The 12,386-nt window shown below is 64.4% G+C and carries 6 protein-coding genes, 1 tRNA gene and 1 pseudogene; 3 read left to right on the forward strand and 5 right to left on the reverse strand.

Annotated elements, in window-relative coordinates; all coding sequences use genetic code 11:
• Nucleotides 1–45 precede the first annotated feature (45 nt).
• Nucleotides 46–1,122: an alpha/beta hydrolase gene (locus AC16JP_RS10865; RefSeq protein WP_484340635.1), complete on the forward strand. Its 1,077-nt coding sequence runs from the start codon at nucleotides 46–48 to the stop codon at nucleotides 1,120–1,122.
• A 335-nt stretch (nucleotides 1,123–1,457) separates the two neighbouring features.
• Nucleotides 1,458–5,258: a vitamin B12-dependent ribonucleotide reductase gene (locus AC16JP_RS10870; protein WP_484340636.1), complete on the forward strand. Its 3,801-nt coding sequence runs from the start codon at nucleotides 1,458–1,460 to the stop codon at nucleotides 5,256–5,258.
• 23 nt (nucleotides 5,259–5,281) lie between these two features.
• Here AC16JP_RS10870 and AC16JP_RS10875 read toward each other — a convergent pair.
• From AC16JP_RS10875 to AC16JP_RS10890, 4 genes are all read right to left on the reverse strand, one after another.
• Nucleotides 5,282–5,370, reverse strand: a tRNA-Leu gene (locus AC16JP_RS10875).
• 48 nt (nucleotides 5,371–5,418) lie between these two features.
• Nucleotides 5,419–7,434 carry a S9 family peptidase gene (locus AC16JP_RS10880; protein WP_484340637.1) on the reverse strand — a complete coding sequence of 672 codons (2,016 nt, stop codon included), beginning with the start codon at nucleotides 7,432–7,434 and terminating at the stop codon, nucleotides 5,419–5,421.
• A 98-nt stretch (nucleotides 7,435–7,532) separates the two neighbouring features.
• Nucleotides 7,533–9,539, reverse strand: a complete 2,007-nt coding sequence (locus AC16JP_RS10885; protein ID WP_484340638.1) for a M13 family metallopeptidase — start codon at nucleotides 9,537–9,539, stop codon at nucleotides 7,533–7,535.
• 91 nt (nucleotides 9,540–9,630) lie between these two features.
• Complete coding sequence (locus tag AC16JP_RS10890; protein WP_484340639.1) at nucleotides 9,631–11,226, reverse strand: winged helix-turn-helix domain-containing protein; 1,596 nt, start codon at nucleotides 11,224–11,226, stop codon at nucleotides 9,631–9,633.
• 110 nt (nucleotides 11,227–11,336) lie between these two features.
• On the opposite strand from AC16JP_RS10890, the gene AC16JP_RS10895 reads away from it, so the two are divergent.
• The gene (locus tag AC16JP_RS10895; RefSeq protein ID WP_484340640.1) at nucleotides 11,337–12,026 is read left to right on the forward strand and encodes a PEPxxWA-CTERM sorting domain-containing protein; all 690 of its coding nucleotides are present in this window, start codon (nucleotides 11,337–11,339) and stop codon (nucleotides 12,024–12,026) included.
• A gap of 94 nt (nucleotides 12,027–12,120) precedes the next feature.
• On the opposite strand, the pseudogene groEL reads toward AC16JP_RS10895, so the two are convergent.
• Nucleotides 12,121–12,386, reverse strand: a pseudogene (gene groEL, locus AC16JP_RS10900) (chaperonin GroEL); the annotation flags it as partial.

Raw genomic sequence — 12,386 nt, forward strand, 5'->3', positions numbered from 1 at the left:
CTAGCATGTGCAGCAAAGCGCCGCAAATGTTGCCGCAGCGCACCAATGGCTGACCTTCGCCGCCACCGGGGGCCGGATGGGCGCGGGCCGCATCCGCTGCCGCTGTTCATGGCCATGCTGCAGCGCCACTTCGAAGGTGAACCCGAACGTCTGGCCGCCGCGCTGGAAGGTGTGCGCCGCTACCAGCAGGCCCCGGCGCTGCCGCAACAGCCGCCCTTGGCGGAAGTCGCGCGGATGGGCGGCGTGCGGCTGCTGCTGGCTGGTGGCCCTGAAGGCGCGCCGCCGCTGGTGTTCGTGCCGTCGATCATCAATTCGCCTGCCGTCCTCGATATGGCGCACGGCCGTTCGCTGGTGCGGCACATGGCGGCCGACGGGCACCGCACCTATCTGATCGACTGGGGCGCGATGGGCCCATCCGAACGCAGGCTGGGGATGGCCGGGCTGGTATCGTCGCGGCTGCTGCCCCTGGTCGGGCGGCTGCCGCAGCCGCTCAGGATCGCCGGATACTGTCTTGGCGGCACGCTTTCGATTGCCGCCGCGCAATTGCTGGGGGAACGCCTCGAACGGCTGGCGCTGATCGCCACGCCCTGGCATTTCGCCGACTTCAGCGCCGAAGCGCGCCGCGAAGCAGCAAACACCTGGAAGGCGGCGGCCGGCGTCGGCCGGGCGCTCGGCGCAGTTCCGGTGACGCTCATCAATCCGCTGTTCTGGGCGCTTGACGAACAGGCAGTGGTATCGAAGTTCGAGGCGCTGGCGCGAAGACCGGCCGATGATCCGCATCTCGGCTGGTTCGGCGCCGTCGAAGACTGGGCAAGCAGCGGCGCGCCGATCCCGGTTGCAGCCGCACGCGACCTGTTCGAGCGCGGCTTCCGCGCCGACCACATGGGCCGCAATCGCTGGCGCGTTCGCGGGCAGGCGATCGACCCCGCGCGGATCGCCGCGCCGATCGCCGATTTCGGCGCCCTGAACGACCGCATCGTCCCACCCGGCGCAAGGGTAAGACTGGCGGACATCTACCGCCGCGACATTCCTTCCGGGCATGTCGGCATGGTGGTCGGATCGGGGGCGCCGACTTCCCTCTGGCAACCTCTCTCGGACTGGCTCAACGGGCGTCCCCGCTGAACCCTGAACCGCCCACCCGGCCGCACGGGCGCCGCGCCGTCCGGGACAAGAGGTCGCAGCCAAGAATACTAGATTTAGTATTTGGCGCCGAACATGATCCCAGATATGGATATTCCGGTGGAATGGGGAATCGCTGAAACGCGGCCCCTGCCACGGGGAACTCGCTTGTGCTTCGGGCTGTTGCCGGTGTCGCCAGCCAGGGTGGCAAAGGCAGTATTTACGACGGCAGGCGACGGGTGCAGTGATATCTGGGCGCGGTCGACTCATGGCCTTGGCCAGACGGATTGGGCCGCAGCAGACGGCGCTGCCGGCCAGAACGGGAGGAATGTGCGGACATGCAGATCGAACGTCGATTCACCAAAGCAGGACAATCGGCCTACGCCGAGATCGAGTTCCGCAAGGCCACTTCCGAGATCCGCAATCCCGATGGCTCGGTCGTGTTCCGCGCCGCCGACATCGATGTACCGGCGCAGTTCTCGCAGGTCGCAACCGACGTGCTGGCACAGAAATACTTTCGCAAGGCGGGCGTCCCGGCCCGGCTGAAGCGGGTAGCCGAGGAAGGCGTGCCCGAATTCCTGTGGCGTTCGGTCGCCGACAGGGAAGCGCTCGCCACCCTCCCGGAAGGCGAACGCTACGGCTCTGAGACGGACGCCCGGCAACTGTTTGACCGTCTGGCCGGGACCTGGACCTACTGGGGCTGGAAGGGCGGCTACTTCACCACCGAGGACGACGCCCGCACCTTCTTCGACGAACTGGCTTACATGCTGGCCACCCAGCGGGTCGCGCCCAACTCGCCGCAATGGTTCAACACCGGGATGCACTGGGCCTATGGCATCGACGGGCCGGGACAGGGGCATTTCTATGTCGATCCGTTCACCGGCAAGCTGGTGAAATCGGCATCGGCCTATGAACACCCGCAACCGCATGCCTGCTTCATCCAGTCGGTCGGCGACGATCTGGTGAACGACGGCGGCATCATGGACCTGTGGGTCCGCGAAGCGCGGCTGTTCAAATATGGCTCGGGCACCGGATCCAACTTCTCGATGTTGCGCGGCGAGGGCGAGAAGCTGTCGGGCGGCGGCAAGTCGTCCGGCCTGATGAGCTTCCTGAAGATCGGCGACAGGGCAGCGGGCGCGATCAAGTCGGGCGGCACCACGCGGCGCGCCGCCAAGATGGTGATCGTCGACGCCGACCACCCCGACATCGAAACATTCATCGACTGGAAGGTCACCGAGGAACAGAAGGTGGCGGCGCTCGTCACCGGCTCCAAAACCATCCGCCACCATCTCGGCGCCATCATGCAGGCCTGCAACGAAGGCGCAGCCGACAGCGCCGACCGCTTCGACCCCAACGCCAACCCGTCGCTGAAGCGTGCGGTGAAGGCAGCGAAGAAGGCGTCCGTCCCCGAGAATTACGTCCGTCGCGTCATCCAGTTTGCGCGGCAGGGCTATACCGGCATCGACTTCCCGTCCTACGACACCGACTGGGATTCCGAAGCCTATCTCACGGTATCGGGGCAGAACTCCAACAACTCGATTTCGCTGTCCGACGACTTCCTCCGCGCCGTCGAGCAGGACGGCGACTGGAAGCTGACCGCGCGCACCGACGGGCGCGTGATGAAAACGCTGAAGGCGCGCGATCTGTGGGAAAAGATCGGCTATGCCGCGTGGGCGTCGGCCGATCCGGGGCTGCATTTCAACAGCACCATGAACGACTGGCACACCTCGCCGGCCGGTGGGCGTATCCGGGCGTCGAACCCCTGCTCGGAATATATGTTCCTCGACGACACGGCCTGCAATCTGGCGTCGATCAACCTGTTACCCTACCGCATGGCCGACGGCCGCGTCGACATCGACGCCTTCGAGCACAGCGTCCGCCTCTGGACGGTTGTGCTGGAAATCTCGGTGATGATGGCGCAGTTCCCGTCACGCGAAATTGCCCGCCTGTCGCACGACTATCGGACGCTCGGCCTCGGCTTCGCCAACATCGGCGGCCTGCTGATGACCTGCGGCATCCCCTACGACAGCGACGAAGGCCGCGCGATCTGTGGCGCGATCTCGGCGATCATGACCGGAACCTCCTATGCGACGTCGGCGGAAATGGCGGCCGAACTTGGCAGCTTCCCCGAACATGCCGCAAACGCGCAATCGATGCTGCGGGTGATGCGCAACCACCACCGGGCAGCGCACGGCGAAATCGGCGGCTATGAGCAGCTCTCGGTCAATCCGGTGCCTCTGGCGCATGCGCATCTTTCGCAAACCGAACTTGGTGAGCGTGCCAAAGCCGCATGGGATCGGGCGGTCGCCCTTGGCGAACAGCACGGCTATCGCAACGCGCAGACGACGGTAATCGCCCCCACCGGCACCATCGGCCTCGTCATGGACTGCGACACCACCGGGATCGAGCCGGACTTTGCGCTGGTGAAGTTCAAGAAACTGGCTGGCGGCGGCTATTTCAAGATCATCAACCGCGCGGTTCCCGAGGCATTGCGGACGCTGGGCTATCCCGAAAGCGCCATCGCCGAAATCGAAGCTTATGCCGTTGGCCATGGCAACCTGAACCAGGCGCCCGGTGTCAACCCCTCGACGCTGAAGGCAAAGGGCTTCACCGACACCGAAATCGAGGCGCTGAACAAGGCACTGACCTCGGCGTTCGACATCAAGTTCGCCTTCAATCGCTGGACGCTGGGTGATGCGTTCTGCCGCGATGTGCTGGCCCTTTCCGACGCGCAGTTGCAGGATTTCTCCTTCGAGATGCTGCCCGCGCTCGGCTTCGGCCGCGACGAGATCGAGGCCGCCAATACCCATGTCTGCGGCGCCATGACACTGGAGGGCGCACCGCAGCTGAAGCCGGAACATTACCCGGTCTTCGACTGCGCGACGCCCTGCGGCCGTACGGGCAAGCGGTTCCTTTCGGCTGAAAGCCACATCCGCATGATGGCGGCGGCGCAGCCGTTCATTTCGGGCGCGATCTCGAAGACCATCAACATGCCGAACGACGCCAGCGTCGAGGACTGCAAGAACGCCTATCTGCTGTCGTGGAAGCTGGCGCTGAAGGCAAACGCCCTCTATCGTGACGGTTCGAAGCTGTCGCAGCCGCTGAACGCCTCGCTGATCGCCGACGAAGGCGAAGACGCAGACGACGCCGCCGAAGCGCTGGCCGCAGCGCCCGCCGCCGCACAGGCGGTGATTCTTGGCGAAAAGCTGGTCGAACGCGTCGTCGAGCGCATTTCGCGGGATCGGGAAAAACTGCCGAACCGGCGCAAGGGCTACACGCAAAAGGCCATTGTCGGCGGCCACAAGGTCTATCTTCGCACCGGCGAGTTCGACGATGGCCGACTGGGCGAAATCTTCATCGACATGCACAAGGAAGGCGCCGCCTTCCGCGCGATGATGAACAACTTCGCCATCGCCGTTTCGCTGGGCCTGCAATATGGCGTTCCGCTCGATGAATATGTCGAGGCGTTCACCTTCGTGAAGTTCGAGCCGGCAGGCATGGTGGTCGGCAACGACGCCATCAAGACCGCCACCTCGATCATCGACTATGTGTTCCGCGAACTGGCCGTTTCCTATCTCGACCGCCACGATCTTGCCCACGTCGACACATCCGACTTCTGCAACACCGCACTGGGGCGCGGCATGCAGGAAGGGCGCTCGACCCCATTTTCAAAGGGGCTGACCCGCGGCCATCGCCCGGTTCTGGTGCACAGTTCCGACGCGATCGCACAGGCCGCAACGACGACCGCCGCCTTTTCCGGCGCCAATGTGCTGGCGATGAAGGCGACCACCGTCGAACGCACCGACGAGGCGGCCGCTTACCGCCGCGACTATGAGGAACGCGCCAAGGAACTGGCCGAAGACATCGCCACCGACGAAACCCGCAACACACCGGGAGACGCCGCACCCGACCGCCGGGCGGTCGCCAGCATCGCAGTCGCAGTCGAAGGCGACCTGTTCACCGCCACCGCCACCGTGCAGGCAACCGACAGCAAGACGGTCGCAAGCGAGCGGCGCCAGCAGGCGATCATGCGCGGCTACACCGGCAACATCTGTGCCGAATGCTCGAACTTCACCATGGTGCGCAACGGCACCTGCGAAAAGTGCGACACCTGCGGTGCAACCAGCGGCTGTAGCTGACCGAAGGCGCCAAAGGGGGGGGATGGTGCGGGCGGCCGGGATCGAACCGGCACGAAGGTTTCCCCCCTACGGATTTTAAGTCCGTTGCGTCTACCAGTTTCGCCACGCCCGCACGGCCGGTCCCGCTGATATACAGGCGGGCCCGGCTGTTCAACTGGCGCTATTTCGCCTGCAAGGCAGCTTTCAGCCCCGGCGCGAATTCCGCACCGTGCGGCACGGTCGCAGCCGACGCCCGCACCGTATCGCCGATCGGCTCGGCGCGGCCGCCCAGACATTTCGACAGGAAATTCTCGGTCACGGCCATGAAGGCGATATTGTTCGCCGGGCGGGCGAACCCATGCCCTTCATCGGGAAACAGCACATAGGTGACGGGGATATTCCTTGCCTGCATGGCAGCAACGATCTGGTCGCTTTCGGCCTGTTTCACGCGCGGGTCGTTGGCGCCCTGCCCGATCAGCAGAGGCTTCGTGATCCGTTCGGCGTGCGTCAGCGGCGAGCGTTCCTTCAGCCACTTGCGCCCGGCCTCGGTGTCGGGGTCGCCCATGCGGGCGATCAGTTGCTTGCGGAAGCTTTCCCAATAGGGCGGCACCGTCGACAGCAGGGTCACAAGGTTCGACGGGCCGACGATATCGACCCCGCAGGCAAACTTGTCGGGCGTGAAGGTCAGGCCGGCAAGCGTTGCATAGCCGCCATAGGAGCCGCCCATCACTGCAACCCGTGCAGGGTCGGCATAGCCTTCCGCCACCGCCCAATCGACGGCGTCGAGCAGGTCGTCGTGCATGCGGCCGCCCCATTCGCCGTTTCCGGCGTTGGTGAAGGCCTTGCCGAACCCGGTCGAGCCACGAAAGTTCACCTGCAGCACCGCATAGCCGCGGTTCGAGAGAAACTGCGCCAGCGCGTCATAGCCATAGCTGTCGCGCGCCCATGGCCCGCCGTGCACCAGCAATACCATCGGCAGCGGTTTCGCGGGCGCTTTTCCGGCCGATGGCGGCAGGGTCAGGTAGGAAACCAGCGTCCGCCCGTCGCGTGATGGAATGGCCACCGGCTGCATGTCGGCCAGCGGCGCCCCGGCAAGCTCGGGGCGGGTGTCGAACAGCTTCACCAGCGCCTTTCCCTTGCGATCGTACAGATAGGCGGCGGCTGCCTCGTGGCTGTTGTCGGTGGTCACGATCCAGCGGTCGTCGGCCTGGGTGCGCGACGACATCAGCCAGTTCCCCAGCTTTTCGTTCAGGAACGCGATGTCTTCTGCAACAGCCTTGTCCAGCACCTTCCATTCCGGCTTCAGATAATCAAAGCTCGCGGCCTCGATCGCATGAGTCTGCGGATTGGAAAGAACATTGCCAAGGTCGGCGCGCGCGTCCTGCGCCAGCAGCGTCATCTTGCCGGTTTCATAATCCTGCGCGAACAGGGCACCGGTGTCGCGGTCGCGGCTGTCCTGCCAGTACATTGTCCGCCCGTCGCCCGAAAAGCCCAGCAGCGCCGTCGTGGCGGCATCGTCCAGACCATGGCTGACGACAGCCGCCTGCTCGACCTTGCCGTCGCGGACACGGAAATAGTCCTGTCCGCCGGTGGCGTTCGGGCGCGCGGCCGCGCGGATCACCAGATCCTCGTCGGCGAAAAACCCGCTATAGCCTTCGTTGCGCATGATTTCGGTCAGCTTGCCGGTCGCCAGATCGAGCGACCAGACATCGTGCCACTTGGCATCGCGGTTGTTCAGGCCGATCAGGATGCGATCCTTGTGCCGGTCGGAAATACCGACCAGTTGCACCGTGGTCTTGTTGAAATCCGTCAGCAGCTTCGGCGCGCCGCCTTCGGCCCGCACGCCATAAAGCAGGAAATCCTCGTCGCCGCCGGAATCGTTCAGATACAGGATCATCGAACTGTCCGGCGCCCAGAAATGCTGGCGGATCGGCCGCTTCTGTTCGGCGGTCAGCGGGCGCGCTTTGGCCGGATCGTCGGCCGGCGCCACCCAGATGTTCAGCACACCGTTGTTCGGGGCAAGCCAGCTTATCCACTTCCCGTCGGGTGAAAGCCGCCCCTGCGCCTTCGACGGGTTTCCAAACAGCTTTGCACGTTCGATCAACGGGGTGTCGGTCATCGTCTGTCCCTGAAGCACGGTCGAGGCAGCGGCAGCGCACAGCATCGCCGCAAACCCCACACGAATGGCGGTCTGCATCATTCATCCTCCCGAATTTTCAGCAGGCCGGTCCCCTCAGCCCCGGCAGGCCAAGGGGATGATGAACGCAAACGCCCGTGACCGCAAGACGTTACCGATCACCAGATCTTCACGCGATCTCCAGGCTTCAGCACCAGCTTTCCGTCTGTTGCCGGCTTGAATGCGTCATACCACTGGTCGAAGTTGCGCACGATGTCGGCGCGATACTGGTCTGGCGCGTGCGGGTCGGTCAGCAGCCGCTGACGCGCCGCAGCCTCGCGGACATTGCGCCGCCAGGCCTGCGCCCAGCCCAGGAAAAACCGCTGGTCGCCGGTCAGGCCGTCGATCACCGGCGCCGGTTTGCCGCCAAGGCTTGCGTGATAGGCATCGAGCGCGACCGCAAGCCCCGCCAGATCACCGATGTTTTCGCCCAGCGTCAGCGCGCCCTTCACATGCTCTCCGGGCATTGGCTCATAGGCGTCATATTGCCTGACCAGCTTTTCCGACAGCGCCTTGAAGCGGGCGATGTCTTCGGGCGTCCACCATGTGGAAAGGCGCCCCTGCGCGTCATACTTGGAACCCTGGTCGTCGAAATGGTGGCTGATTTCGTGGCCGATCACCGCGCCGATCGCGCCATAGTTCACGGCCGCATCGGCCTTCGGATCAAAGAACGGCGGTTGCAGGATCGCCGCCGGGAACACGATCTCGTTCATGCCGAAATTGGCGTAGGCGTTGATGGTCATCGGCGTCATGAACCATTCCCAGCGCCGCAGCGGCTGCCCGAGCTTGCCGCGATCATAGGCAAAATCGAAATGGTTCGATGCCCATGCGTTGCCGAACAGGTCGTCGGCCCTGATGGCAAGGCCGGCATAGTCGCGCCAGCGGTCGGGATAGCCGATCTTGGTGGTGAAGCTCGCAAGCTTGGCCTGTGCCTTCACCTTGGTTTCGGGTGTCATCCATTCCAGCCCGTCGATGCGCCGGCCCATCGCCGCCAGCACATTCTTCACCAGTTCGTCCATCGCCGCTTTGGTTTCCGGCGGGAAATACCGTTCGACATATACGCGGCTGACGTCGTCCGGAACGGCGCTGACGGTGAACTCGACTGCGCGCTTCCAGCGCGGCAGCCGCTGCGGCGTTCCCTGCAATTCGGTGCCGTAGAAGGCGAAATTGGCGTTGGCCACATTGTCGGGCAGCAGGTCGGCATAGGCTTCAAGGCTGCGCACCAGCATCTGGTCGCGCAACACGTCGATCGGGGCCGCCGCAATCGCCCTGGCCGTTCCGGCAACGGCGCCGGGCTGCGCCACCAGCAGTTCCGGCACCGGCTTGCCATTGACCGTCAGCATGCTGGTAAAATCAAAGCCCGGCGCCTCGCGGGCAAGCTCGGCGGGGGTTCGCTTGTTGTAGGTCTTGTCGGCGTCGCGGCTTTCGATGCGGGTCCAGTGGCTCTGGGCGATCGTCTTTTCAAAGTCGAAGATCGCCTGCGCGCGTGCGGCGGCGTCCTTCTCTCCGGCGAACTCCAGCATGGTGGTCAGGTGCTTCAGATAGGCCGCACGGGTTTTCGCCAGCTTTTCATTGTCCAGCAGGTAATAATCGCGGTCGGGCATCCCGAGGCCGCCCTGCATCATCGACAGGATATAGTTCTGCGGATTCTTGTCGTCCTGCCCGACAAAATTCGGAAACGCCGTGCGGATTCCGGCGGCCTGCGCTTCGGCAACCAGCGCCGCATAGCCGGCCTTGTCGGTGGCGCGGACCTTGGCCAGCCATGGCTGGATCGGCTTCAGGCCGCGCGCCTCGACGGTCGCCTGATCAAGATACGAAGCATAGGCCCGCCCGGCGAGGCTTGCGGGATCCGCCTTCATCGCGTCGAGGATGGTTTTGGTCCGCTCCTTCGACAGATCGTCGAGCACGGTGAACATGCCATAGTTCGACCGATCGGCCGGAATGGCGGTGTTCTTTTCCCACACACCGTTCATGTAGCGATAAAAATCGTCTCCGGGGCGAACGGCCTTGTCCATCCCGGCCGTATCCAGGCCGAATGTCCCGAGTTTGGGCGTTTGAACAACCTGCGCATGGGCGACAGCCGAAAGCGACACAGCGGTCAACGCCGCGAGAACATGATGGTGCATGCACAAGTCCCTATACAGTGAAGATGAACCGTCATGGAACGACACCACGCGCATCGCAAGCGCAGTGCATCGACGGCGCTCGACCGACGTGTCAGGCAGGCAGCAGAAAATCTGGGTTGATTCCGGTCTGATCCCAGTAGTCTGTCATTCTGATCGCCTCGCACAAGGGCAGGAAGCGGGCGTCCGCACGAACTGCGGCTGTGGCCGGAATGAACATGGACATGGTCTTGCGCCACCGCTGGTCGTTCAGCGCGTGGCGGGCCGCCCCCTGATACAGGCCGCCCACCAGTGGTCCGCGATGCAGAAAATAGGCGTCCGCCACATCGAACCAGGAATCATGATCGCCCAGCGCCGCCAGACAAAGCAGCGCGTTGGTGCATGCGCCCATACCACTGCGCGTACTTTGCCGCGCTGCGTCCGCTGCTGCACGACGGTCGCCATTATCGGTCAGCGAGATCAGCACCTGCTCCCAAGCGCCCATCCAGCGGGGGTCGATGAGAGGCGGTGCTTCAGCGGATGGCCGCAACATTCCTAGCGCGACATGCTGCTGGCCGGTGAAAGCGAACAGCAGAAAACGCGCATACAGCAACGCCGGATAAGTGGGCCACAGTTCAAGCGCCCGATCAAGAACCAGATTCGCTTGGGCATGTCCGCTCGTGGCCCAGATCCGATAGGCGGCGCGGTACTGATACACCGGCGAAAGCGGTTCACGCGCCATCAGATCCGAAGCGATCTCCGCCCCTTCGCGCAGGCGGCCCGTTCCAAACCAGATGCCCCCAAGCCCATCGAGCGCGTCGCGTTGCTGCGGCGCCGCCGACAAGACCGCACGCAGCCGCGCTTCGGCCTGCACCCAGTCACCAAAGGCCGGCAGCAACAGCGCACGAGCGGCCAGCGCTTCGCCTTGTCGGGCATCCAGCGCAAGCGCCCGCTGGGCAGTATGGCTGGCTGCTGCCACCGACCCGGAGATCGCCGATGGCGCCGCGACTTCCGCCCGATGGGTATAGGCAAGCGCCAGCAAACCCCACGCCGCCGCATCGTCGGGGCTACGTGCAACTGCCTCGCGCAGAAAGCCGATACCCTGATCATCGTTTCCGGGAACCCTCCCGTCCAGCGCAAGACGCCCCTGACGCAGCAGCGCTTCGACGTCGTCAGGCCGTTGCCTCTTGCGCCAGATTGTGATGCCCATCGTTCCGGCAGACACAGCAATCGCACCCACCAGAATATTTCGGCGCGACACCGACCCCGAGACTGCGGCCGTTGCAGCGGTCTCTTCACTGGCGCCGCCAGCATCCGCTGTCATTGCCGGCACGAGCCGGTAGCCGAGTTTGGGGATGGTTTCGATGCCGATGCCCGAACCCGTCTGCGCCAATATGCGACGCAGGGAAGCAATGACCCGTGTAATCGCGTCGTCGCCTACGATCCGCCCGGACCAGCAGCGCTCCAGCAGTTCATCGCGACTGGCGATACCGTCGCCCGCATCCGAGAGTGCGAGCAGCACCTGCATCATCCGTGGCTCCAGACTGGCGCTCCCGGTCACTCCCACCAGCGTCCGCGCGCGTGGCGAAGCAATCGCTGTGCCGATCGGCTGATCGGCACGAACGGCAAGGTTTATCCTGTCGGTGGTGCCGCGATCGGGCACGCCCAAGCCCGAGTATGGCAAATCATCGGAAAAATATCGGCTTTCCATCATTCACCCCAAGCGCCAACCACACTAGCCTTGCCTCGGGATCGCACAGCCCATCCGGACATCCGAGCTGAACACTATACCATGTATTTCGCAAGCTAAGGAGGAGTGCGATGATGACAGGTAAGCTACTGATTTCCATTTGCATATCGTTGCAGGCGGCTGCAGCTCTGGCCGTCGTCGACGGGCAGAACGACTGGCTGTCGACTTACACGGGCACGCAGGATGCCAGCCTCGACTTCGTGGAGGCCCACGCCGCAATGGGGCCAAACATGTTGCACCTGACAGCGACGACGCACGGTGCTCCGGGGGCGCTTCCAGGCAGCATTTACGTGTTCGGGATCGATCGCGGTGCCGGAACTGCGCGGCTGACACTGGGCATGCCGGCTGTCGGGCCGGACAAGCTGTTCGATGCGCTGGCGGTGATGATTCCCAACGGCACGCTGCGGGTGGTGACTTTCCTGACGATGGGACCGCCAACGATCAGCGTGCTGCCGGGCGCGGTGTCGCTCGACGGGAACAGTATTTCGGCTGTCGTTCCGCTGTCGTTGCTGCCGTCCACCGGATACGCGTTTGCGGACTACCGCTACATGTTGTGGTCGCGCCTGCGCGTAAACCCGCAGGCCGACGGTCCGAACGATGAAATCGCCGATTTTGCCCCGGATATCGGCACTTTCACCGCCGACGTGCCGGAACCGGACGCGTGGGTGCTGCTGATTGCCGGGTTCGGCACCATCGGCGTGTCCATACGCCGCCGTTCGGGCAGCCGCCGTTCGAACAACGGGCAGGTGTGCGCAGCCTGACACCAACGAAAAGGGGCAGGGATTGCTCCCTGCCCCGTTCGTACACAACGATGGCCGGGCCGGTGCGTCGCTGCACCAAGCCCGGCCACATGCATCAGAAGTCCATGCCACCCATGCCGCCCATGCCGCCGGGCATGCCGGCCGGGGCCGGCTTGTCCTCGGGCAGTTCGGAGATCGCGGCTTCGGTCGTCACCAGCAGGCCGGCAACCGAGGCTGCATCCTGCAGCGCCGTGCGCACGACCTTGGTCGGATCGACCACGCCAGACGCGACCAGATTTTCGTAGGTGTCGGTCGAGGCGTTGAAGCCGAAGGTGGTTTCCTTCTGCTCCAGCAGCTTGCCCGCCACCACTGCGCCATCGA

It is taken from the genome of Sandaracinobacteroides sp. (assembly GCF_057137845.1).